Consider the following 23881-nt stretch of genomic DNA (forward strand, 5'->3'; position numbering starts at 1 on the left):
AACGGGCGGCAGAAACCGCAACGTCTCCCCCGGCAGCGGCGGTTCGCGCGTTCCGCCGCCTCATGGGTCACGTGCGCGTCACCCGCGCGTAAAGGCGAAGGTTCCGTCGTTCCCCGTACGGGCGCCCCGGCCCGTGCGCCGGTCCCCGGCGGTACGTCCGGCGCGGGGCCGGACATCGTAGAAACCGGGCATGCTCATGTCACGGAAGAGCAGCAGGGCCTTGCGCCAGTGCCCGAAGGCCCGCGACGGGGCGCCGGTCGCCTGGAAGGCGCAGCCGAGCGCCATATGACTGCGGGCCTCACCCGGCCGGTGCCCGGTCTGCCGGTGGAGCACGAGCGCGTGCTGCGCGTCGCTCATGGCGGGCCGTATCTCACCGAGACACAGCCGCACGAACGCCAGGACGTTCAGCGCCGATGCCTCCAGGACACGGAACTCCGCCTCGCGGGCGATGGTGAGGGCCTTGCCGGCCGTGGCCAGGGCCTGTTCGGGCTGGTCCGTGCGGAGCTGCGTCCTGGCGACCCCGATGAGCGCGTACACCTCGGGATAGCGGTCGTTCATCACCTCCGCGAGATGCAGCGCCTGCCGGTAGCTGTTCGCGGCGCTCTCCAGTTCGAGCGCCCGTTCCTGGGCCGCCCCCATCGAGAAGAACGCGTTCGCCTCCAGCCTCCTGTTGCGCAGGGCCTGTGCGGCGTCGAGCGCGGCGCGTGCGAGCCGCTGCCCCGAGACATGGTCCCCCAGATCGGAATGGGCGGCCGACAGACAGCTCAGGGCCACCGTCTCGCTCGCCTTGTTGCCGCTCCTGACGTGGATGTCCAGGGTCTCACTCAGCACTCCGACCGCCTCGGAGGGCCGCCCCATCGCGCGGTAGACGATGCCGAGATTGGTGCGCGAGACGGCGACCCCGCTGGGCGATCCCATGTCCCTGAAGAGCCGGGCCGCCTGCGAATAGTGGGCGACGGCCTCCTCCAGCCGGCCCAGCTTCCAGCAGATCAGGCCCAGGTTCATCAGGTCGTCGGCCGCGCCGACGCCCTCGGCCTGCCGGGTGAGGTCACGGGCGCGCGAGAGATAGTCGGAGGCCTCCCGCATGGCGCCGTTCTCCTGGTGGGCCGCGCCGATCCGGCGCAGGGCCATCGCCTGGCCGTTGAGCCAGTTCGCCTCCGTCGCGCTCTCCAGCGCGGCCGTGAACAGGTCCTGCGCCTGGGCGTTGGACCCCTGGACCCAGTGCCAGTCGGCCAGCCTCAGCTGGGCGGCGGACCGGGCCCGCAGGTCGTTGTCCGCGGTCGCGGCCGAGAGTCCGGCCGTGGCGACGGTGAGCCAGTCGGCCGTGTACAGCCCCAGTGAGAGATATCCGTGCATGGCCTCGGCGAGCCGCCAGGCGACCCGGTGGTCACCGGACTTCGCCGCGTGCAGCACCGTGCTGACCAGGTTGTCGCACTCGTTCTCGAACCAGCGCGAGGCCTGGGCGGCGTCCGACACCAGGGCGTCGGCGGGCCGCCCCCGGTCCGCGGGCGGCACCGGGGAGCGCTCCTCCGGGTACAGCAGGCGCGCCGCCGCCTCGGCGTTGCTCACGTACCAGTCGAGCAGCCGCCGTCCGGCGTCCCGTGCCTCCTCCTCGTCGCGGGCCAGTTCACGCGCGTAGGAGCGCAGCAGATCGTGCATGCCGAACCGGCCGGGAGCGACCTCCTGCACCAGATGCGCGTCGGCCAGGAAGCGCAGCAGCCGGCCGGCGTCGCCGGGGGCCGTGCCGATCAGGGCGGCGGCCCCGTGCGAGGTGATGTCCGAGCCGGGGGTGAGGCTCAGCAGCCGGAAGGTGCGCTGCGCCGGTTCCGGCAGCGCGAGATACGACAGGTCGAACGCGGCCCGGATCGTGGAGCGTTCGTCGCCCTCCACCCGCAGCCCGCTGATCAGGTTGTCCCCGGCCAGTTCCGCGCAGTACTGCGCCACGCTCATGGTGCTGTTCGCGATCAGATTGGCCGCGGCGATACGGATGGCCAGCGGAAGCCACCCGCACAGCCGGGCCAGGTCCATGAGGGCGTCCGGCTCGGCGGCGGCCCGCCGCTCGCCGAGGATGCCGCCGAGCAGGGTGTGGGCCTCGTTCAGATTGAGCACCTCCAGGCCGAGATGGCGGGCCCCGTCGCTGGCGACCAGCCCGGCCAGCCTGCTGCGGCTGGTGATGACCACACAGCACTCGCCGTTGCCCGGGAGGAGCGGCCTGACCTGGTCGACGCTGTTGGCGTTGTCCAGGACGATCAGCATGCGCTTGTCGGCGAGGAGCGTCCGGTACATGGCCGCCGCCTCCTCCTCGCTGGACGGCACCTGGTCGGGCGGGGCGCCGAGCGCGCGCAGGAACCGGGCCAGGACATCGACGGGGCTCAGCGCGGGAAGCGGGGAATGGCCGCGCAGATTGACGAAGAGCTGCCCGTCGTCGAAGTGCTCGCGCCGCGCGTGCGCCCAGTGCAGCACGAGGGCGGTCTTGCCGACCCCGGGCGGCCCGACCACCGTCACGATCGGGGTCTGTCCACTCCCGTCGGTGTCCAGCAGCGAGTTCAGCGTCTGGATCTGCCGGCCCCGTCCGACGTACGAGGAGGTACCGGCGGGCAGTTGGGCCGGCTTGGCGGTGGTGCGGGGGCCCTCCGACGGGAACCCGGCCCGCTCGGGGCGGGGGATCTGCTGGCGCAGCACCCTCATGTGCGCCTCGCGGATCTCCTCGCCCGGGGTGATGCCCAGTTCCTCGTCGAGCCTCTCCCGCAGGCTCTTGAAGACGTTCAGGGCCGCCGCCTGCTCACCGCAGCCGGCCAGGGTGAGCATGAGCCGGGCGTGCACGCCCTCGTGCAGCGGCTCGCTGTTGGCCATCTCCCAGAGGACCTTGACGGACTGTTCCGGGCGTCCGAGGGCGAGGGCCAGATCGGCGTGGAGCAGGGCCACCTCCAGGCGCCGTTCGGTGGCCGCGACGGCCGCGGGGTGCTGGCGCAGCACGGGGTCGACATCGCTCAGGACGGGCCCGCGCCAGCACTGGAGCGCCTGGGTGAGCGATTCGTACGCGATCTCCCTGTGGTCCGCGTGCTGGGTGCGCCGGGCCCTCGCCACCAGTTCGTCGAAGCGCCTCATATCGGTCTGGTTGCCGTCGGCGCGCAGCACATAGCCGTTGGGTATGCGCTCCACGCTCGGGGGCGTCTGGCCGGTGGGCCGCTCGGGTTCGAGGAGCTGGCGCACCTGGCTGACATAGGTGTGGATCAGGCTCTGGTAGGAATGCGGCGGCCCCGACGGCCAGAGGGTCTCGACGATCTCCTGGTGCGTCGCGGGCTCCGGGTGTTTGAGCACCAGCAGTCCGATCAGGCGCCGGAGCATCGGCCTGCCGACCGGCACGACCGTCTCGCCGCGCTGGACCACGAGCGTCCCGAGGATGAGGAACTGGGGCTTGCCGGTCTTCCTGGCGGGCTTCTCGCGCGCGGCCGCGTGGAGTTCACTCACCTCCGACTCCGCCAATTCCAGCGCCGCCGCCAAATGCTGGATCGTACGGAGCTGAGGGCGCTGGACCCGTCCCCGCTCTATGTCGCGCAGTGCCCTCGTACTCATGCCGGCCTTTGCGGCCAGCTCACGCTGGCTCATGTGGGCCCTTTTCCTGAGTGACTGGATCTGCATTCCCATGGACGCCGCATCGGTCTCCGCGCTGTCCTGCGGGACGGGCTTCTCCACTGAAAGGTTCCTCGACACGGGGGACTCTCCGATCACGGCACGGTGAGGTTCACTTCGCAACAAGGTTGCATATTCATCCAACTGGGCTTCGGCCTGATCAGCCCGATGTCCCTGACGGCACAAATCACCCCTTTTGTGGAATGAGCGAATTCCCAATAATCCTAGCCGAACGGGGTCGCCCCCGGGTGTGTGCTTTCTGGTTTGCCACCTGCCCGGGGCGGCCCGGCGGCCCGGGACTCACGCTCGGTGACATCGGGCGCGAGGTGGCGGCGGGTCGGGTACGCCGACGGAGGGGAAACCGCGCGGAGGGGTCCCCGGGATGCGCTGACCGGTCCAGGCCAGGCCGCTTCCGGGCGTTGAGGAAATCCTCGTCACCGCTCTACCTTCGGAATCGACGCAACCGCGAGGTGAATGGAGGGCATCGCTCCATGGTCAGTGAAGTAATTGACCGCAGCGAGCGGTTCCAGGGAATACTGGGCCGTCTCAGCGCCAAGTCGATCGATGACTATTACAACCCGTACCGTCTCTTCGATTGGCCCGACCGGCTTCCCGACGACATGTGGTGGATGAGCCCCGAACTCACCACCACCTTCGGCTCCGAGCTGGCCGAGACGCTCACACCGCAGCAGTTGCACACGCTGTCGCGCTACGAGAGCATCAATTTCTACAGCCTGAATGTGCACGGCATCCGTGAGCTGCTCATCGAAGTGGTCAACCGGATTCACACCGCGGGGTTCGAGACACCGTCGGAGTTCTTCCACCATTTCATCGGTGAGGAGAATGAGCACATGTGGTTCTTCGCCGAGTTCTGCCTGCGGTACGGCGGCAGGATCTACCGCCAGCCGGCCGGCGCCACCAGCGGCGCGGCCCCCTCGGCCAAGCTGGAGAGCCTGCTGGTCTTCGCCCGGATCATGATCTTCGAGGAGCTGGTCGACCACTACAACTCCGCGATGGCGGTGGACGAGCGGCTGCACGAGACGATCCGCGCGATCAACCGCATCCACCACCAGGACGAGTCCCGGCACATCGCCTTCGGCCGCGAACTGGTGCAGCTCCTCTTCCAGGACGTCAAGAGCACGGCGACGGACGAGGAACTGGCGGAGATCTCCACCTATCTCCAGCGCTACATGACCCACAGCTTCGAATCGCTCTACCACCCGCAGGTCTACCGCGACGCCGGTCTCGACCGCCCGCACGAGGTGCGCCGGGCCCTGCTCGCGTCGCCCGGCCGGGTCAGGGCCGAGGAGCAGACGTTCCGCAAGACCGCCAAGTTCCTGAAGAAGGCGGGGATCATCCGATGACCAGGCTGACCGGGAGCGAGGGCGCACCCGCGCTGGCCATCCTCGGGCCGGACGCGACCCGGCTGGTCAGGGAGCTGGACCAGCTCTTCACCGGCTGGGGCGTGGCGGCGGGGGCCGAGGAGATCAGTCCGCCGCCCCTGTATCCGGTGACGGATCTGGAGAAGTTCGACGTCTACGCCAACTTCCCCCATCTCGCCTGGGTGGCCGGGTCGCTGGAGCTGGAGAGCGGTCAGGTCAAGCCGGTGGAGGGCAGGTTCGGCCCGGCCGATGTGCGGGAGGCCCGCTACGGTCTGCCGCACGCCACCTGCTACGGCGCGTATCTCTACTACGAGGGCACCCAGGTCGCCGAGGAGACCCTGGTGACCCTGGTCAACCGGTGCTTCCGCAACGAGGACCACTACGGCGGACTGCGCCGGCTGGCCAGCTTCCAGATGCGCGAGATCGTCGCGCTGGGCGGCTACGACCACACCCAGCGGGTCCTCGCCGACTTCGGCGACCGCATCGAGTCGTTCGCCGGGGCGCTCGGCCTCGGGCTGACGAAGGCACCGGCCTCCGACCCGTTCTTCCGGAGCGACGGCGCCCGCGCGCTCATGCAGAAGCTCAGCCCGGTCAAGTACGAGTTCTCGTACGGCGACCTCGCCATCGCGTCCGTCAACACGCACCGGAACTTCTTCGGTGAGCGCTGCGGCATCACGCTCGGCGCGGGCGAACACGCCTTCACCTCCTGTGTGGCGTTCGGTCTGGAGCGCTGGCTCGCCGTGCTGGGCGAACGGCACGACGGTGATCTGTCCGCCGCGCTCGCCGCGGTACGGGCCGCGGCCGGAACGTCCTGAGATGACCGGGCCGCGTCCGCCCGCGCCGACGGCACCGCGGATCGGCGTGGACCTCGTGCCCCTGGCGCGGATACCCGCGCTGCTCGACCCGGCCTCCGGACCCGCGCTCCACCGGATGCTGTCCGCGAGGGAGCTGGACCTCTGCGCCCCGGCCGGCGCCACGGATCTGACGGACGCCGACCCGTCGGGCGTCGCCGGCCGGCTCGCGGCCAAGGAAGCCGTCTTCAAGCTGTTCCACGCCACCGGTCAGCCGCTGCCCTGGCTGACCACCGAGATCCTGCGCGGGCCCGGCGGCCGGCCGGAGGTCCGCCTCAGCGGACGGGCCGCCCGGCTGGCCGAGCAGGCGGGACTCGGGCCGATCGACGTCAGCATCAGCCACGACGCGGGCTGGGCCATCGCCGTGGCGGCCGCCGCCGCGACCGTCTTTCACCACGACTGAAGGGGAATTCCATGAGTTCCGCAGGAATCGACAAGGTCCGGGACTGGATCCTCGGACGCCACGCCGACCGCACCGAACTCGCGGCCGACGTCAACATCATCGAGAACCGGCTGGTCGACTCGCTGTCCTTCGTCGAACTGGTCTACGCCATCGAGGACGCGAGCGGCGCGGAAATCGACTTCGACGCGATCGACATCGAGGACTTCCAGTCCCTCGCGACCATCGAAAAGGCGTTCTTCGCCTGATTTCCCGCCCGTGATTGCGCCCATGGGATTCCGAGCATCCGGCTCCGAACGCCCGACCCCGAATGTCCGACCGCGAAATGAGGCCGACCTATGCACGCAGTGTCCTACACGGCTCAGTGGATGGCCGCCGCCCGCGCGCTGGAGTCCGAGCGCGACGACGCGCTCTACCACGACCCCCTCGCCCGTGACCTGGCCGAGCCCAAGGGCTTCGAGCTGATCGAGCGCTACGAGGGCGGCGGGCTGCTGCCGTTCATCTCCATCCGTACGAAGTTCCTCGACGACAGCATCCTGAGCACGCTCGCCGAGGGCCGCGTCCAGCAGGTGGTGCTGATCGCGGCCGGCATGGACACCCGTGCCTTCCGGCTCGACTGGCCGGCCGGTGTCCAGGTGTACGAGGTCGACCACGGCCCGCTGATCGAGGAGAAGCGCCGCAGGATCGCGGCCCTGGGCGCCGAGCCCCGCACCGACCGGCGCGAGGTCTCCGCCGACCTCACCCAGGAGTGGCTGCCCGCGCTGCGGGAGGCCGGTTTCGACCCGGCCCGCCCCACCCTGTGGGTCGCCGAGGCCCTGACCTTCTTCCTCACCGAGGAGCAGGCCGCCGGGCTGCTCAGGCTGCTCGCCTCGGCCTCCGCGCCCGGCAGCCGGCTGTGCTTCGACATCCTGGGCCGCTCCCTGCTGCGCAGCCCCTTCTCCAAGCCGTTCCTGGACACCCTGGCCGAGGACGGCACCCCCTGGATCTTCGGGACGGACGAGCCGGAGGAGTTCGTCGCCGCCAACCTCTGGAAGGTCACCGACCTCAAGGAGCCCGGTGAGCCGGGCGCCGGCCAGGGCCGCTGGCCGTACGCCGTCCAGCCGAGGAGCCGGCGCGGAGCCAACCGGCTCTGGCTGATCCGCGCCGAGATCGCCGCCGGATGATGGCCGGACACACCACCCTGGAACGGATCGAGTCGTACCTCCCCGAGCGGAGCGTACGGATCGAGGAACTGGGCGAGCACCTCGGGCTGCGCAGGGCCGCGCTCGGTGTCTTCCGCAAGTTCTACGGCCTGGACACCCTGCGGTTCGACCCCTCGCTCGATCTGTTCGACCTGCTGCGGCCCGCGGCCCGGCGCGCGCTGGACGCGCTGCCGGCCGGCGGGCGGATCGCGTACCTCGTGTACGCCCACACCACCCAGGCGGTGGCCCCGGCCGACCTCGATGTCGCCCAGGTGGTCAGGGACGATCTGGAGCTGGCCGGGACCGAGGCGTTCGGCCTCAGCCACCAGGCCTGTGTGAGCAGTCTCGGCGCCATCGACGTCGTCGGTGAACTGCTGCGGGCCGAGGGGGACGAGAACGCGTACGCGCTGATGGTCACGGGCGAGCGCGCGTACTCACCGGTCGTCCAGCATGTGCCCAACACGGCGATCATGGCCGACGCGGCCGCCGCCTGTCTGGTCACCCTGGACGGCGCAGGGGACCGGGTGCGGTCCTTCGTCACCCGCACGCTCGGCGAGTACGCGCGGTGGCTGGAGCTGACGCCGGAGCAGAACACCGAGTTCGGGGAGCAGTACGGGCCCCGGATCGCCGGGGTCATCCACACGGCGGTGGCGGAGGCGGGACTGTCCTTCGAGGACATCGAGCTGATCATCCCGCACAACGTGAACATGCTGGCGTGGCGGCAGACCATCAAATGGCTGGAGGTGGCCCCGGAGAAGGTCTTCCTGGAGAACGTGCCGCGGTACAGCCACACCTTCGCCTCCGACGTCTTCGTCAACTACACCACCCTGCGCGACGAGGGCCGGCTGGTCGACGGCGCCCACTATGTGATGGTGTCGGTCGGTCTCGGCGCGACCTTCGGCGCGATGGTGATCACTCACCGGAAGGACGGCGGGACATGACGACCCGTCAGGACATCGTGTCGGCCATCGCGGGCGGCCTGACGGAGGTACTGGAACGCGATGTGACGGGACTCTCCGAGGACACCGCCCTCTTCGACGACCTGCGGCTGGACTCCTCCTCGGTGCTCGAACTGCTGCTCCTCGTCGAGGACAGCACCGGGGCCGCCGTCGACCCGGAGGATCTCGACATCGACCATCTGCGTACGGTGCGGTCCTTCGCCGACTATGTCGAACGGCTGCTGGCGAAAGGGGAAACGCCATGACCGGTCTGGTACTCGGCGGCGCCGCGGCGGTCCGCTCACCGGCGGGCCCGGGATTCACGGAGGATCCCGTGGCGCTCGGCTACTTCGACGATCTGCTCGCCCCGTTCGGCGACGAGCCGGACGTGGAACTGCTGCGCCGGGGAGCCCATGTCGGCCACCATGAGCTGGCCGATCTGCTGGCCGGCTCGGAGACCGTACGGGACAGCCGGCCGCAGTTGCTGATCGTCACCCATGCCCTGCCCGACGTGGTGCCGTTCACCGCCGTCGCGCCGCACCTGACCGCGCGGCTCGGCGGCGAGGCGACCAGCTTCGCGATCGTCCAGCAGGGGCTGGCGGCTCCGTTCACCGCGCTGCGGATCGCCGCCGCGTACGGGAAGGCCGGGCGGGCCGCGGAGGTGGTGATCGCGGTGCTCGAACAGACCACCCTGCCCACCCGCTTCCCGCTGGTCCAGGACACACCGCTGATCGACTCGGCGGCGGCGCTGGTCCTCGGCGCCGCGGGAGCGGCCCCGCAGGACGGGGGGCCGCCCGGATTCCGGCTGGGCCGGGTCTCCCCCGGCACCACGTCGCCGGACGACGCGCTGCGCCGCGCGGCCGACGAGGACGGCACACTGCTCGTCCTCGGCTCCTGGGTCACCGGGGACGCGCCGTACGGGCCGGACGTGCACCGCGCGGCGCCGGGCACCTACTGCACCGGTGTCTGGCTCGAACTCGCCGAGCACTGGCGGGAGTGGCAGCGCGACTACCACCGGATCGTGCTGTGCGACACCGATCCGCTCAGCGGGCTGAGCCATCTCGCGGAGTTCGCGCAGGACGCGCCGGGGCACGGGGGGCCGGCGCGGGGCGCTTTCGCACAGGCGGGCGCGCGCTGATGTGGATCGGGGTCGATCTGCTCCGTCTCGACGAGCTGGACCGTCTGCTCGGCCGGGCGTGGTTCCGCGCCTTCGCCTACGACGAGACGGAACTGACCACGGCGGGCGCGTTCGGCCCCGAACGCGCCCGCGAGTTCCTGGCCGGACGCTTCGCCGCCAAGGAGGCGGTGCTGAAGGCGCTCGGCACCGGTATCGCCCGGGGCGTGAAACCGCGCCAGGTCGCCGTCCTGCGCACGGCCGACGGCGCCCCGGTGGTACGGCTCACCGGGGTGGCCGCGGACCATGCCGCCGCGCTGGGCATGGCGAACATCCATGTCTCGATCAGTCACAAGGGGGATTTGGTGCTGGCGGTGGCGCTCGGTCTGCCCCTGCCCGTCGGCACCGGCCGGGAGGACGGTGAAGGCCCGGACCAGGGGCGATGACCAGGGGCGGCAGCGGGGAGCGCGAGCGCCGGGCACCAGGGAGCGCGAGCGGGGAGCGAGGGCGGTCACGGCGGGCGCCGGGGCGGCGCCCCTCAGGTGCGCCGATGGCAACTCGGCCGACATCAGGCGGATATGCGCCGGACAAGGACCGCCGTTTCCATGCTCAGGCCAAAGGTTTGTCCCGCCTCACCAGGAGCCTACGATCGAAACCACCTCCCCGGCGCGCACCGCGTTCCGCCGGCGCCACGTCCTGGCCCTCGCCACCGCCGCGCTGATGGTCGCCGGTACCGCCTCGGTGACCACGTCCGGAGCCGACGCGAGCGGTCACCGCCCCGAGAGACCGCTGTCCGTCGACCTCGAAACGGCCACCGTGGCCGAGCTGGGCCGTCTCCTCGACTCCGGCAGGCTCTCCAGCACCCGGCTCACCCAGGCCTATCTGGAGCGCATCCGGGCCCTCAACTCCCAGGGGCCCTCGCTCAACGCCGTACGGTCCGTCAACCCCGACGCCATGAAGGAAGCCGCCGCCGCCGACCGGGCCCGCCGGGGAAGGGGCCCGCACAGTCCCCTGCTCGGCATACCGGTCCTCGTCAAGGACAACATCGATGTCGCGGGCATGCCCACCACCGCCGGGTCCGTGGCACTCGCCCGTTCGTATCCCGCGAAGGACGCGCCGATCGTCGCCCAGTTCCGCAAGGCGGGGGCGGTCATCATCGGCAAGGCCAATCTCACCGAGTTCGCCAACTATCTGACCAGCGGTATGCCCAGCGGCTACAGCTCGCTCGGCGGACAGGTGCTCAACGCCTACGACATCAGCCAGACACCGAGCGGATCCAGCGCCGGTTCGGGCGTCGCCGCCTCGGCCGGCCTCGCCGCCGTCACTGTGGGGACCGAGACGTCCGGGTCGATCCTCAGCCCCGCGTACGCCAATTCCGTGGTGGGCATCAAGCCGACGGTGGGGCTGGCCAGCCGGACGGGCATCATCCCGATCGCCGCCAGCCAGGACACCGCGGGCCCGCTCACCCGCACCGTCGCCGACGCCGCGGCCACGCTCACCGTGCTCAACGGGAGGGACCGGGAGGACCCGGCCACCGCCGCCAACCCGCTCGTCGGACACGACTTCACCAAGGACCTGTCGGCCACGGCGCTGCGCGGGGCCCGTATCGGCGTGGTCGCCGGCCAGGTCCCGGCGGCGGGAACGGACAACCGCGCCCTCTGGGACGCGGCCGTCACCGCGCTCGGGGCCCGGGGCGCGACGCTCGTGGATGTCACCCTGGACACCTCGGGACACTCCTCGACCGTCCTGTCCTACGAGTTCAAGCGCGATCTGAACGCGTATCTGGCCAGGCTGCCGAGGAACGCCCCGATGAAGAGCCTCGCCGACATCATCGCCTACAACAGCGCGCACGCCTCCGAGGCGCTGAAGTTCGGACAGGTCCATCCGCTCAACTCCCAGGCCAAGGACCTGGGTCCGGACAGCGAGGACACCGCCGTCTACCGGGCGAACCGCGCGCAGGACCTGGCCGACAGCAAGGACCGTATCGACGCGGTGATGCGGGACAACGGCCTGACGGCGCTGCTCTTCGCCAACAGCGGCAGCGCGGGCATCGGGGCGAAGGCGGGGTACCCCTCGGTCAGCGTCCCGGCCGGCTATCAGGCCGCCAACCGGCGGCCGTTCAGCATCTCGTTCCTCGGGCAGGCCTGGAGCGAGCCCGCCCTCGTCGGATACGCCTACGACTACGAGCAGGCCACCGAGCTGCGCCGGCCGCCCTCGGTGATCAACCCGGCGGCATACCGCTGCACCGCGCTCACCGGCGTCAAGGAACCCTGCGCGCCCTGACCCGGAAGGACCCGGAAGCAGGCATCAGGAGAAACAGGGATGAAGCGGGGATCAGGAGCTGAGCGAGCGCACCAGCAGGGGCGCTCCCAGCTCCTGGTGTCCGCCGCTGGCCAGCATGCGGACCTCACCCCGGTCGCTGATCTCGGCGCGCACGATGCCCGTCTCGTCCTCGTAGACCGGGAACCCGCCCGCACCCGTGCCCGCGGTGCGCCGGACGATCACCACATCGTCCTCCACGGCGGATGCCTGGAACACCAGCTCGTAGCTCTCCGGATAGTCGTCCATCGGGGCCTCCCGACAAGGCTCTGGCAGGGGCCTGCGGCCTGCGTCCTCCCATAGTTACCCAGACCGGCCGTCCGCGCCTCATGAGAACGCCGATGGCGGGCCTTTTGTCCGGGCGGTCCCTGTGTCCGGGCGGTCCCTGTGTCCGGGCGGTCCCTGTGTCCGGGCGGTCCCTGGGTCAGCGGGTGCTGAGCCAGTGCGGGTCGGGAACCACCGTCAGCACCGCCGAGAGCACCACGACCACGGCGAGCAGGGCCAGCTCCGCGCGGGCGGGCGGGAGGACGTCCCGGCCCGCGCGCAGCCGGTGCCGGGCGGTCAGGGCCAGCGCGCCCACCACCGCGACCAGGACGAGCTTGGCGATCAGCACCCGCCCGTAGGCCGTGGACAGGACGACATCGGCGGGGAGCCTGCGCAGGGTGGAGACGGTGCCGGTGGCGGCCAGCGCCGCGAAGAGCCAGGCCGCGAGCCGCGCGTAGCGGACCAGCACCGCCCTCGCCCCGGCCGGATCGCCGCGCCGCAGCCACGCGGTGCACAGCACGTACAGCAGACCGCCGGTCCACAGCGAGGCGGCGGTGAGATGGACGACGGTCAGCGCGGTGCCGAGCATCGGGGTGTACGGCTCGGGGTGCGCCCGGAGCGCCTCCGCGCCGACGACCACGGCCAGCGGGAGCGGGGCCCAGGACGGACGGTCCAGCGCGACACAGCCCGCGGCCAGCAGAAACCCGTTGGCCATCACCAGCAGGAGCCGGCCTTCCACGGTGCCGTACACCGTGGTGACGCCGAGCCCGCTGACAGCGGCCAGCACGGCGATCTGGGCGGCGGAGGCGGCGGCGCCGGTCAGCGCGGCGGGAAGGGCCCAGCCGCGTGGGGCGGGTCCGGCACGGGCGAGCCGGGCGCCGGCCAGCTCGCCGAGATGGAGCGCGAGGGCGGCGAAGACGGCGACCCGCAGCGCCGTGGTGCGGCCCGCGCCGGGTATTCGCAGCTCACCGGTGCCGCGCGCGGCCATGCTCGCGCCGAGCAGGGCGAGGAGTACGGCGAACAGGGCGGCCCCGGCGCACAGGCCCGCGCTCACGGCGGTCCTGCGCCCCGGGGAGCCGCTGGTGTCCTCGGGGGACGGACCCGGAAGTATCACCGTTTGATCATCTCTTCCGGGCGCGCCGCACGGCAACGCGACCGGAGCGAACGCGCGACCACCCGCCCGCCGGCGCGGTTCAGCCGTTCTTGCGGGAGGCCTGGAACTCCTCGAAGGTGAGCAGTCCGTCGCCGTTCGCGTCATGGGCGTTGATGACGGCCTGCGCCACGGTCTCGGTGACATGGAAGTCACCGAGCTGCGCCATCGCGCTCTTGTACTCGGCCGCCGTGATCAGTCCGTCGCCGTCCGCGTCGAACCGGTCGAACGCCGTGCGCGCCTCGTCGATGTCCGCCACTGTTCCGCCCCTTCGTCATTCCATATGGACGGGGTCAGATTATCGGCCCGCATTCACCCGGACGGAGGCAGCCCGCAGCGAGGAGGGAACGCGGACCGGGACGGACACGCCCCGGCGGGCCCGGCGTGACCGGGCCCGCCGGGGCGGGAAGAACCGCTGGTGAGGCCCCAGGGCCTCTCGTTCGGATCGTGCCGGGCTCGCGTGCCCCGGCACGATCCGAACGAAAGACCCCCAGGGTTGTCCCTTAACCGCGCCAGGGCTTGTAGTGCGGGTTGTCCACGCACTCGGCCATGATCTCGATCTTCTTCTGCTTGTCGACCGGGCAGACACCGACGATCAGCTCACGCGAGACGCCGCCGGGGAAGGCGACCTCTTCCTGGTCGGCCCATTTGTGGGTGGAGCCGATCGTCTTGTTGACGTCGATACCGCCCGGCGCGTCGATGTAGTAGTTGTAGCCGCTCTTGTACCACTGCTTGTACAGGTCGTGGTCGTAGGTGGTGGAGACATACGGCGAGGGCTGGTTGACCAGGACGTACCTCTCGACGTCGTACTGGCCGTCCACCGTCGCCTTGGGGTGGAAGCCCTGCTCGAAGACGACCTCCGGCGGACGGCTGTCGGCGCGGTAGAGCTGCTTGCAGTTGGTGCGCCAGGACGGTGCCGGGGTGATCCGGTCCACCTGGACCCTGCGGTCCGCCGCGGCGAACAGCGGGTCCTGGACGGCCGGACAGCGTTCGGCGGGGGCCGCCTGGGCGGGGACGGCGGGGACCGCGGGGACGGAGACCGCGGGGCCGCCGAGCACCGGCCCGGTCAGGGTGGGGCCGCCGGTCGCGGGCGCGGAGACGGCGGGGGCCGAGTCGGCCGGCGCGGCCTCGGTGACACCGACCGGGACGAGAACGGCGACGGCGGACAGGGCGACGGCTGCGGCCCGCTGCCGCGAGCGAGTGGTGATCATGAGGAGCACCCTCCACGCTGTACGGCGGCGAGCCGTGGACCATCACCCGAATGGGGGCGTGTCGCCCCCGAACGGCTCCGTACGGAGGGCGAGTTGGCACCGTCCCCGCCCCGGGGCCTCAGCGGAAGACGCCCGTGTGGCCCAGCGAGTAGCGGCCCGGCTGCGGATAGACCGCGAGGCCGTGCGGTCCGCCGTCGACCGGGATCCGCGCGAGCTGTTTGCCGGTCGTCGTGTCGATGGCGTACACCTCGGAGTCGTAACGCCCCGACAGCCACAGGACCTTGCCGTCCGCCGAGACACCGCCCATGTCGGGACTGCCGCCGTCCGGCAGCCGCCACTTCTTGGTCAGCCGGTCGCGCGCGAAGTCGAAGATCGAGACGGTGCCCTCACCCCGGTTGGAGACGTACATGACCTTGGAGTCCCGGCTGACATACAGACCGTGGGTGCCCTTGCCCGTGGGCAGCAGCTTCGGCACGGTGAACTTCTCGCCGTCCAGGACCCACATGCCGTGGGCCATCATGTCGGCGATGTAGAAGGTCTTGCCGTCCGGTGAGATCTTCACGTCCTGCGGCATCGCGCCCTGGAAGGGCAGCTTCTGCTGGGCCGTGACCCGCATCCGCTCGGTGTCGACCTTCAGCAGTTCGCCGGAGAACTCGCAGGAGACGATGAAGTAGCGGCCGTCCGCGGAGAAGTCGGCGTGGTTGACGCCCGCGCAGGTGACCGGCTCGGTCTTCTTCACCTTCATGGTGTGCGGATCACGGAAGACGAGCTGCCGGTCGAGCGAGGCCATGACGACCGCGTACTTCCCGTTGGGCGTGAAGTAGAGGTTGTACGGGTCGTGGACGTCGACGGGCTCGCCCGCCTTGCCCGTGGCGGGGTCGATCGGGGTCAGTGTGTGGCCGCGGTTGTTGTTGACCCACAGGGTCTTCAGGTCCCAGGACGGCACGACGTGCTGGGGCTGTCTGCCGACCTCGATGGTCTCGATGACCTTGTAGGTCGCCGGGTCGATGACCGAGACCGTGTCGGAGTTGGTGTTGGGGACGTACACCCGCGACGGGAAGCCCTTCACCACGGGGGAGAGCATCCCGGGCCGGTCCGCGGCGTAGATGTCCTTGGGGTTCTGGACCGGCGGCATGCCCGGCAGCCCGGCCGGCAGGCTGGGCCGGGCCACGGCGGGCCGCGCGGCGGCCGTGGTGGCGCCCTGCCGGGCCCGTCGGTCGTCGGGGCTCGCGCAGCTCGCGATCAGGGCGAGGGCCGCGGCGCCGAGCAGGGCGGTGGTCCGTGAGGTGGAGGGAAGCATCAGGTCAGCAGCTCCGTGGTCGTCACCGCGCGCAGGCCGCGGCGTTCCAGTGCGTCGAGGAGGGCGGGCAGCGCGGCGACCGTGTCCGCGTAGCCGAAGTGCAGGCTCACCACGGAGCCGTTGCGGATCTGCCCGGTGACGGTACGGACGACGGCCGGGGCGCCGGGCGAGGTGAAGTCGAGGGAGTCGACGTCGTACGAGAGGACATGCGGGTATCCCGCGCGCCGGGCCAGCCGTTCGACCAGCGGGGTGGCGTGCTGGGTGCGGGAGGGCCGGAACCAGGTGCCGATGGAGCCGGTGAGCCGGCGCAGCCGCTCGGCACAGCCGGTGATCTCCGCGTACGCCTCCTCCTCGCCCATCGAGGAGATGTCGGTGTGGTGCAGCGTGTGATTGCCGAGGTCGTGGCCGCCGTCGAGGATCCGGCGGGCGAGACGGGGATGCTCGTCGAGCCAGCCGCCCACGGCGAGGACGGTGACCCGGGCCCCGGCGCGTTCCGCCTCGGCCAGCACGGCGGTGGCGGTGGCGGGGTCGCCCTGGCCGTGGAAGGTGAGCGCGACCCCGGCGCGGTCGCGGGGGCCGTGCGCGATCTCGGCGGGCTGCCCGGGGAACCGGCGGGGCGGGGGCGCGGCGCGGCCCGCGGGCCGTGCCTTCTCCGGGGCGGTCGCGGCACCGCGTCCGTGCGGCCGGGCGGAGGACGGCGGTACGGAGGCGGGCGCGCCGGGCGCGCTGTCCGTACAGCCGGTGGCGAGGGCGCCCGGGACGGCCGCGCCGGCTACCGCGCGCAGCGCGCTGCGTCGGTCGATCGGGGTCACGCCCCCATTTAAGGCGCCTGCCGGGCGAAAGATGACGATTGACCCGGCAAAGGGCCGCCGGGGTCGCTTACCCGGCGGAGCCCGCGCCCCCGTGGGCCGCGGGCGGGACTCAGGGGGCCTGGCGGTCGGCGACCCGCATCTCGAACCAGGTGGTCTTGCCGCGCGGCAGCAGATCCACCCCCCACCGGTCGGAGAGCCGGTCCACCAGGAAGAGCCCGCGCCCGCTGGTGTCCATCTCGTGCACCGGCATCAGACAGGGCAGTCCGCGGGAGGGGTCCCGCACCTCGATCCTGATCCAGCCGCGGCGGCGCAGCATCCGCAGCCCGAAGACCCGCGCCCCGGTGTGCCGTACGGCGTTCCCGACCAGTTCCGAGACGAGCAGGACCGCGTACTCGGCGGTCTGCGGGGAGAGCGCCCACTGCCGCAGCACCACACTGTGGGTGATTCTGCGGGCCGCCGAGGCGGATTCCGGGCGCGAGGGCAGACGCACCTCCGCCTCCGTCGGATTGCCGAACAACTCCAGCGCCTTGAACGCCTGTTCGTCCTCGACGGACGGTATCCACCGCGCTGCGGCCGCGTTGCCGCGCTGCCGCGGCTGCTCCACACCCTCCAGGCCCGCCATGTGCACCATCATGGCCGCCCAGAGCCCGTCACGGGGCCGATCCGGGTGAACGGACCCCCCGGAATGAATCATTCCAGGGGGCGTGAACGGCATATGCCAAAGGCAGAACTTCACCTATCAGGGTAGTCTTGACCTGCGATGACGCCGCGCGATTCAATGATCGCCAGGAGTGATCACGGCTTTTCCCTTAAGGTTCTCTTAAGCCTGCGCTAAGCCGTGCGCCGGGTTGACGTCGTGGCTCTCCGTGTTCAACCGGGCTGTTTTCAGAGGAAGGTGGCCTTGCCGGGGCCGTCCTCCACGAAGGACCGCATCCCGCGCTCACGGTCCTCCGTCGCGAACAGTCCGGCGAACCAGTTCCGTTCGATGGTGAGGCCGGTCTCCAGGTCCGTCTCCAGACCCGCGTCCACCGACTCCTTCGCCGCGCGCAGCGCGAGCGCGGGCCCCTGGGCGAGCCTGCCGGCCCAGTCCCGCGCCTGCTCGTAGACCTCCGCCGCCGGGACCACCCGGTCGACCAGACCGAGGGCGAGCGCCTCCTCGGCCTTGACCTGACGGCCCGTGAAGATGAGGTCCTTGGCGCGGGAGGGGCCGATCAGCCGGGCCAGCCGCTGGGTGCCGCCCGCGCCGGGGATCAGCCCCAGCAGGATCTCGGGCTGGCCCAGCCTCGCGTCGTCCGCGGCGATCCTGAAGTCGGCGCAGAGGGCCAGTTCGCAGCCGCCGCCCAGCGCGTAGCCGGTGACCGCGGCGACCACGGGCTTGGGGATACGGGCCACCGCCGTGAACGACTCCTGGAGCGCCCGGGAGCGTACGACCATCGCCGCGTGGTCCATCTCCCGCATCTCCTTGATGTCCGCGCCGGCCGCGAAGACCTTCTCGCCGCCGTACACGATCACGGCGCGGACGTCGTCGCGCCGGCCCGCCTCCTCGGCCAGCTCCCGCAACCGGTCCTGGATGGCGGTGTTCAGCGCGTTCATCGGGGGGCGGTCGAGCCGGATGGTGCCGACGCCGCCGGAGACCTCAAGATTCACGAATGCCATACCCGGCAGGTTAACCGGCGCTAACGGGGAAGGACCCGATGCCCCCGCTCACCGGGCACCGGGTCCTTCGCCGTTCCGTGCGGTGGCCCTACGCGGTCCACTCCGCCCAGGACATGTTCCAGCCGTTCAGGCCGTTGTCCGGGGCTATCTGCTTGTCCTTCGAGTTCTTCACGACGACCACGTCGCCGATGAGCGAGGAGTTGTAGAACCAGGCGGACGGCGTCCCGTTGTCCCCGCCGCCGCGGACGTCCCGCAGTCCCACACAGCCGTGGCTGACGTTCGAGGAGCCGAAGGTGCTCCTGGGCGCCCAGTAGTTGCCGTGGACGAAGGTGCCCGAGGTGGACAGACGCATCGCGTGCGGCACGTCCTTGATGTCGTACTCACCGCCGAAGCCGACCGTCGCGCCGTTCATCCGGGTCACCTCGTACTTCTCACTGATGACCATCTGGCCGTTGTACGTGGTGGTCGCCGGGGCGCCCGCGGTGATCGGGATGTTCTTGATCTGCTTGCCGTCCCGGACGACCTTCATCGTCTTGGCGCTGGCGTCGACCGTGGAGACCTGGCTGCGGCCGATGGTGAACGACACGGACTTGGCCTGCTTGCCGTACACGCCGGGACGGCCCTCGACGCCGTCCAGATTGAGCTTCACGGTCACCTTCGTGCCCGGCGCCCAGTAGTTCTCCGGCCGGAAGTCCAGCCGGTCGTTGCCGAACCAGTGGCCCTCGACCGGCACGGCCGGGTCGGCCGTCACGGTGATGGCCTTCTCGACCGCCTCGGGCTCGGTGATGCCCCGGGTGAAGTTGATCGAGACCGGCATCCCGACGCCGACGGTCGAACCGTCCTCCGGCGTGTAGTGGCCGATGAACGTGTTCTTCGGGACGAGCGTGGTGAACGTGATGTCCTTGGCGGACTCCCGGCCCTCGGCGTCCTCGGCGATCGCGTGCACCCGGTACTTGGTGGCGCCGGCGAGATGCTGGAGCGGCTCCCAGGCGGCGTTCCCCGCCGACAACCTGCCCTCGACCGGATTGCCCTTGTCGTCCTCGACGGTGACGGTGGTCAGCTTGCCCTTGGCCGCGGAGACCTTGAGGGCGCCGGTGGTCGCGACCCCCTTCGCGTTGTCCTTCGGCAGGATGGTCACGACCGCCACGGAAGCGGCGTTCTCGACCTTCGCCGCGTCCTTCCCCCGGTTCTTGTCCCCGCCGTCCCTGCCGGAGGCCCCGCCCCCGCCGCCGCACGCGGTGACGACCAGGAGGAGCGCCCCCAGCACCAGGGCCAGCGGCCCCGTCCCCCGATGTCCCCGCCGTTGTCCCGATATCGGCAGCCCGTTCACTCTGGTCGTCTCCCCTCGCACGGCCTGGCCCCGCCACGGCCCGCACTCCCACGCGCTGAAACGCACACGCTCGGCGTTAGATAATCACACCGCGCGCGTCGCGATGAGCACGCGAATGTCACCGTTCCGTCCCAACAAGTCCGGGACGGCGCAGGTCATACGGGTGCTGAGGGACGGGAACCGGGAGAGGCGGGAGCCCGGGGAGCCCCGGGCGCCACGGGACGGACGGGGCGCCCGGGACGCACGGGGCGGGACACACGGGCGGCGGCACGGGGGCGGGGGACGCGCCGCGCGCCGGACGCGGCGTCAGAAAGGGCCCGGACCGGGGTCAGTGGACGGCCGAACCCTCCTTCCACCGCTCCCAGGACAGGTTCCAGCCGCCGAGGCCGTTGTCCGGAGCGACCGTGCGGTCGGGGGAGTTGACCACTTCCACCACATCCCCGATCAGGGTCCGCCCGAAGAACCAGCCCGCCGGGGAGTCGGGATCGCCGCCCTTGGCATCGCGCAGACCGACACAGCCGTGGCTGACGTTCTCGGCGCCGAAGGTCTCCTCGGACGCCCAGTAGTTGCCGTGCAGAAACGTCCCGGACGTGGTGAGCCGCAGCGCGTGCGGCACATCGTCGATGTCGTACTCGCCGCCGAACCCGACCGTCTCGCCGTTCATGCGCGTGACGTCGTACAACTCGGTGACCACCATCTTCCCGTTGTACGTGGTGTTCCCGGGCGCGCCCGCGGTGATCGGCAAGGTGTTGACCAGCAGACCGTCGCGCCGCACCTCCATGGTGTGCTTCTTGGCGTCGACGAGGGAGACCTGGGACCGCGCCACCCGGAAGCCGACGCTCTTGTGCTGGCTGCCGAAGACCCCGGGCGCCGCCTGGACGTCCCGCAGCCTGATGCGGATCGTGACCTCGCTGCCCGGTTTCCAGTACGCGCGGGGCCGGAAGTCGAGGCGCTGGTCGCCGAACCAGTGGCCCACCACGTCGACCGGCGGGTCCGAGGTGACCTCGATGCCGCGCTCGACGGCGGCGCGGTCCCGGATCCGCCGGTTGAAGTCGAAGGAGACGATCATCCCGGTGCCGACGGTCTCCCCGTTCTCGGGAGAGAAGTAGCCGATGAACTCGTCGGTGGGAACGGCCGTGGTGAAGGTGGTGTGCCGGGCCGAGCGCCGGCCGAGGGCGTCCACCGCCACCGCGTCGACGCTGTACTTGGCGGCCAGGGCGATCCGCGCACCGCGCTCCGGCGTCCAGACACGGCCGTCCACGGAGATACGCCCCGGCAGCGCGGTGGGGCGCCCGTCCTCGATCTGGACGACCCTCACCCGCTCCAGCCGGCCGTCGCGCACCCTCACCTCGACCTTCTCCGCCGCGCCGATGCCCTTCGCGCCGTCCTGCGGAGTGATCCGGATGGTCTCTCCCCGGGGCCGTGGCTTGGCGTCGCTGGTCACCCCCTCACGGGCACATCCCGTCAGCCCGGCCAGCAGTCCTGTCCATACCAGGGCGGCGGCGATGCCGCTCCCTGCCCGCTTTGCCCGCTTCAGTACATGTCTCACGATCCGCCCAACGACCACCCCCCTCCGGGGGAAACGTGAGTGCGGGCCCCGTTGCGGGCAGAACAGGGGGGAGGACCACGCGAGGAGAGCCGCGGCCGGTACGCCGTGCGCACCGATCCGCGGGGCCGGGAGCCGCGGGAGGCCGGACAGGTGGCGAGCGCAGCCGAGCAGGGGGCAGTGCAGGGGTCGGCGAAGGAGGCACCGGGCAGGACAGCGGACGCGGCGGCGGGCACGGCACCGGGCACGGCATCGGAGCGAATCCCGGAGCGGGCCCCGGAGAGGATCCCGGCGAAGACACCGGGGCAGGCCCCGCGGCCGGCGCCGGACGGACCACCGGACAGGGCGGCGGACGGCACACCACGGGCGGCGGACCGGCGGGACCGGGCCGGCGGGGCGGGCGGCGACGGCAGGACCGGCGCCCTTCCCCGGTACGGCGCCAACGGCCGGCGCCGGGGGGCGGGCGGGCCGACGACGGCGGTCCGGCCGGGGGCGCCGACCCCGCTGGGGGCCCGTTTCCGTACCGGTCCCGACGGGGTCGCGGGCACCAATTTCGCGCTCTGGGCGGGCGGCGCGGAAGCGGTGGAGGTCTGTCTGTTCGACGACAGCGGCGCCGAGACCCGGCTGCCGCTGACGGAGCTGACCCATGAGATCTGGCACGGCTTCGTCCCCGGGGTACGCGCCGGGCACCGGTACGGATTCCGGGTGCACGGCCGCTGGGACCCCTGGACGGGCGCCCGCTGGAATCCGGCGAAGCTGCTGCTCGACCCGTACGCCCGCGCGGTCGACGCCGGCGAGGGAGACGACTACCGCCGGCTGCCGCCCGAGGTCTACGGCCATGTGCGTGACTGGCCGCAGCGGAATGTGGCGGACACCGTGCGTGACGACCGCGACTCCGCGCCGTTCGTCCCGAAGGGGGTCGTCGTCCACGACGACGCGCCCGACGACGAGTGGGAGGACGACCGGCGGCCCAAGACGCCCTGGGCCGACTCGGTGATCTACGAACTCCATGTGCGGGGGTTCACCAAGCTCCACCCCGGGATCCCGGAGAAGCTGCGCGGCACCTACGCGGGCCTCGCGCATCCGGCGGCGATCGGCCACCTCCGGCGGCTCGGGGTGACGGCGGTCGAGCTGCTGCCCGTCCACCAGTTCGCCCATGAGGACCATCTGCTCCGGCGCGGACTGCACAACTACTGGGGGTACAACTCCATCGGCTACTTCGCCCCGCATGCCGCCTATGCCTCGAACGGCACCCGGGGGGAGCAGGTCGGGGAGTTCAGACAGATGGTGCGGGCGCTGCACGCGGCGGGGATCGAGGTCATCCTCGACGTGGTCTACAACCACACGGCGGAGGCGGGGGAGCTGGGGCCCACGCTCTCCCTGCGCGGTATCGACAACCGCGGCTACTACCGGCTCTCGTCCGACGCCCGCCGATATCTGGACTACACGGGCTGCGGCAACACCCTCCATGTGGTCCAGCCCCAGGTGCTGCGGCTGATCACCGACTCGCTGCGCTACTGGGTCACGGAGATGGGCGTCGACGGATTCCGGTTCGACCTGGCGGCGGCCCTGGCCCGCTCGATGCACGACGTCGACATGCTGTCGCCGTTCCTCGCGGTGATCGCCCAGGATCCCGTACTGCGCCGGGTGAAGCTGATCGCCGAGCCGTGGGACGTGGGCAACGGCGGCTATCAGGTGGGCGCGTTCCCTCCCCTCTGGACGGAGTGGAACGACCGGTACCGCGACGCCGTGCGGGACTTCTGGCGCGGCGCGCTGCCCGATGTGCGCGATCTGGGCTACCGGCTCTCCGGATCGAGCGATCTCTACGCCTGGGGCGGCCGGCGGCCGTACGCCTCCGTCAACTTCGTCACCGCGCACGACGGCTTCACCCTGCGCGACCTCGTGTCCTACGGGCGCAAGCACAACGAGGCCAACGGCGAGGGCAACCGGGACGGCACGGACGACAACCGCGCGTGGAACTGCGGGGTGGAGGGCGAGACCGACGACCCCGGGGTCCATGCCCTGCGCCGGCGCCAGCAACGCAATCTGCTCACCACCCTGCTGGTGTCGACCGGGGTGCCGATGCTGGTCGCGGGCGACGAGATGGGCCGTACGCAGCGCGGCAACAACAACGCGTACTGCCAGGACAACGAGGTGAGCTGGGTCGACTGGTCACTGCTGGAACCGCCCGGCGGCCCCGTGGACGGGAGCGGGCCCGTGGACGGGAGCGGCCCCGTGGACGGGAGCGGGCCCGGCGGCGCGGCCGACGGTGACCGGGCGGGGGATCCGGCGGGAGCGCGCGCCCTGTACGCGCTGACCGCGCGGCTGCTGGCCCTGCGCCACGCCCATCCCGTCCTGCGCCGCCGCGCCTTCTTCTCCGGCCGTGCCCAGGCCCCGGACGGGCTGCGGGATCTGGCGTGGTTCACCCCGCACGGCGAGGAGATGACCGAGGAGGACTGGTACGCGCCGGCGTCGACGCTCGGGCTCTTCCTGTCCGGGCGGGACATCCCGGGGCGGGACGCGCACGGCGAGAAGATCACGGACGACAGCTTTCTGACGGTCCTGCACGCGGCGGCCACCCCGGTCGATGTCACCCTGCCGGGCCCTCCCTGGGCCCTGTCGTACGAACTGGTCGTGGACACCGGACGGGAGGACCAGACGCGGGCGCCGGGCACGGTGCACGAGGCGGGGGCGACGGTGGAGGTCCCGGGACGCTCCGTCCTGCTGTTCCGGGTGCGGGAGTGAGGCAGGCGTGCGACGGCCGTCCGGCTGACAGCGCGGGCGGCCGGCCCGC

Annotated in this window: 22 protein-coding genes; 11 read left to right on the top strand and 11 right to left on the bottom strand. The window is 71.4% G+C overall.

All coding sequences use genetic code 11. The annotated features are described in order from the left end of the window. Positions 1 to 78: 78 nt before the first annotated feature. Complete coding sequence (locus ACFYYH_RS10770) at positions 79 to 3648, bottom strand: BTAD domain-containing putative transcriptional regulator (protein ID WP_388548895.1); 3570 nt, start codon at positions 3646 to 3648, stop codon at positions 79 to 81. Between the two features lie 476 nt (positions 3649 to 4124). Between ACFYYH_RS10770 and ACFYYH_RS10775 the strand changes: the two genes are divergently transcribed. The 10 genes from ACFYYH_RS10775 to ACFYYH_RS10820 all read left to right on the top strand — a co-directional run bounded on the left by ACFYYH_RS10775 (position 4125) and on the right by ACFYYH_RS10820 (position 11782). After that, positions 4125 to 4997 carry a diiron oxygenase gene (locus tag ACFYYH_RS10775; RefSeq protein ID WP_388548641.1) on the top strand — a complete coding sequence of 291 codons (873 nt, stop codon included), beginning with the start codon at positions 4125 to 4127 and terminating at the stop codon, positions 4995 to 4997. Next, on the top strand, positions 4994 to 5830 hold the full coding sequence (locus ACFYYH_RS10780) for a hypothetical protein (RefSeq protein ID WP_388548643.1): 837 nt from the start codon (positions 4994 to 4996) through the stop codon (positions 5828 to 5830). The genes ACFYYH_RS10775 and ACFYYH_RS10780 overlap by 4 nt, the downstream gene beginning before the upstream one ends. Position 5831: 1 nt before the next feature. Continuing rightward, positions 5832 to 6269 (top strand): holo-ACP synthase, encoded by a 438-nt coding sequence (locus ACFYYH_RS10785; protein WP_388548645.1) that lies wholly within the window; start codon positions 5832 to 5834, stop codon positions 6267 to 6269. 11 nt (positions 6270 to 6280) lie between these two features. After that, complete coding sequence (locus ACFYYH_RS10790; protein ID WP_388548648.1) at positions 6281 to 6514, top strand: acyl carrier protein; 234 nt, start codon at positions 6281 to 6283, stop codon at positions 6512 to 6514. Positions 6515 to 6604: 90 nt separating this feature from the next. After that, entirely contained in the window at positions 6605 to 7429 is an 825-nt protein-coding gene (locus tag ACFYYH_RS10795) for a class I SAM-dependent methyltransferase (protein ID WP_388548650.1), read from the top strand. Continuing rightward, positions 7426 to 8388 (top strand): 3-oxoacyl-[acyl-carrier-protein] synthase III C-terminal domain-containing protein, encoded by a 963-nt coding sequence (locus tag ACFYYH_RS10800; RefSeq protein WP_388548653.1) that lies wholly within the window; start codon positions 7426 to 7428, stop codon positions 8386 to 8388. Before ACFYYH_RS10795 ends, ACFYYH_RS10800 begins: the two co-directional genes overlap by 4 nt. After that, positions 8385 to 8651 carry a phosphopantetheine-binding protein gene (locus ACFYYH_RS10805; RefSeq protein ID WP_388548656.1) on the top strand — a complete coding sequence of 89 codons (267 nt, stop codon included), beginning with the start codon at positions 8385 to 8387 and terminating at the stop codon, positions 8649 to 8651. Before ACFYYH_RS10800 ends, ACFYYH_RS10805 begins: the two co-directional genes overlap by 4 nt. Further along, complete coding sequence (locus ACFYYH_RS10810) at positions 8648 to 9523, top strand: hypothetical protein (RefSeq protein ID WP_388548658.1); 876 nt, start codon at positions 8648 to 8650, stop codon at positions 9521 to 9523. The genes ACFYYH_RS10805 and ACFYYH_RS10810 overlap by 4 nt, the downstream gene beginning before the upstream one ends. Continuing rightward, entirely contained in the window at positions 9523 to 9945 is a 423-nt protein-coding gene (gene acpS, locus ACFYYH_RS10815) for a holo-ACP synthase (protein ID WP_388548661.1), read from the top strand. The genes ACFYYH_RS10810 and acpS overlap by 1 nt, the downstream gene beginning before the upstream one ends. Positions 9946 to 10219: 274 nt before the next feature. Then, positions 10220 to 11782, top strand: a complete 1563-nt coding sequence (locus tag ACFYYH_RS10820; RefSeq protein ID WP_388548664.1) for an amidase family protein — start codon at positions 10220 to 10222, stop codon at positions 11780 to 11782. Positions 11783 to 11833: 51 nt separating this feature from the next. Here ACFYYH_RS10820 and ACFYYH_RS10825 read toward each other — a convergent pair whose 3' ends face one another. The 10 genes from ACFYYH_RS10825 to ACFYYH_RS10870 form a co-directional block, all read right to left on the bottom strand. Then, the gene (locus ACFYYH_RS10825) at positions 11834 to 12067 is read right to left on the bottom strand and encodes a DUF6296 family protein (protein WP_046505122.1); all 234 of its coding nucleotides are present in this window, start codon (positions 12065 to 12067) and stop codon (positions 11834 to 11836) included. Between the two features lie 175 nt (positions 12068 to 12242). Then, complete coding sequence (locus tag ACFYYH_RS10830) at positions 12243 to 13193, bottom strand: CopD family protein (protein WP_388548898.1); 951 nt, start codon at positions 13191 to 13193, stop codon at positions 12243 to 12245. 82 nt (positions 13194 to 13275) lie between these two features. Then, positions 13276 to 13491, bottom strand: a complete 216-nt coding sequence (locus tag ACFYYH_RS10835; protein WP_388548667.1) for an EF-hand domain-containing protein — start codon at positions 13489 to 13491, stop codon at positions 13276 to 13278. A 244-nt stretch (positions 13492 to 13735) separates the two neighbouring features. Further along, complete coding sequence (locus ACFYYH_RS10840) at positions 13736 to 14443, bottom strand: ADP-ribosyltransferase (RefSeq protein ID WP_388548670.1); 708 nt, start codon at positions 14441 to 14443, stop codon at positions 13736 to 13738. Positions 14444 to 14561: 118 nt separating this feature from the next. Continuing rightward, positions 14562 to 15743, bottom strand: coding sequence for a beta-propeller fold lactonase family protein (locus tag ACFYYH_RS10845; protein WP_388548673.1), 1182 nt, complete (start codon positions 15741 to 15743; stop codon positions 14562 to 14564). Further along, the gene (locus tag ACFYYH_RS10850; protein ID WP_388548676.1) at positions 15743 to 16555 is read right to left on the bottom strand and encodes a polysaccharide deacetylase family protein; all 813 of its coding nucleotides are present in this window, start codon (positions 16553 to 16555) and stop codon (positions 15743 to 15745) included. The genes ACFYYH_RS10845 and ACFYYH_RS10850 overlap by 1 nt, the downstream gene beginning before the upstream one ends. Before the next feature lie 109 nt (positions 16556 to 16664). Then, positions 16665 to 17189, bottom strand: a complete 525-nt coding sequence (locus tag ACFYYH_RS10855; RefSeq protein WP_388548678.1) for an ATP-binding protein — start codon at positions 17187 to 17189, stop codon at positions 16665 to 16667. 251 nt (positions 17190 to 17440) lie between these two features. Continuing rightward, positions 17441 to 18211 carry an enoyl-CoA hydratase/isomerase family protein gene (locus ACFYYH_RS10860; protein ID WP_388548681.1) on the bottom strand — a complete coding sequence of 257 codons (771 nt, stop codon included), beginning with the start codon at positions 18209 to 18211 and terminating at the stop codon, positions 17441 to 17443. An 88-nt stretch (positions 18212 to 18299) separates the two neighbouring features. Then, entirely contained in the window at positions 18300 to 19541 is a 1242-nt protein-coding gene (locus ACFYYH_RS10865; RefSeq protein WP_388548683.1) for an Ig-like domain-containing protein, read from the bottom strand. 328 nt (positions 19542 to 19869) lie between these two features. Continuing rightward, entirely contained in the window at positions 19870 to 21090 is a 1221-nt protein-coding gene (locus ACFYYH_RS10870) for an Ig-like domain-containing protein (protein ID WP_388548686.1), read from the bottom strand. A 501-nt stretch (positions 21091 to 21591) separates the two neighbouring features. On the opposite strand from ACFYYH_RS10870, the gene glgX reads away from it, so the two are divergent. Next, positions 21592 to 23832, top strand: coding sequence for a glycogen debranching protein GlgX (gene glgX, locus ACFYYH_RS10875; RefSeq protein ID WP_388548900.1), 2241 nt, complete (start codon positions 21592 to 21594; stop codon positions 23830 to 23832). The last annotated feature ends 49 nt before the right edge of the window (positions 23833 to 23881 follow it).

Source organism: Streptomyces sp. NPDC002018 (assembly GCF_042890865.1).
Classification (GTDB): domain Bacteria; phylum Actinomycetota; class Actinomycetes; order Streptomycetales; family Streptomycetaceae; genus Streptomyces.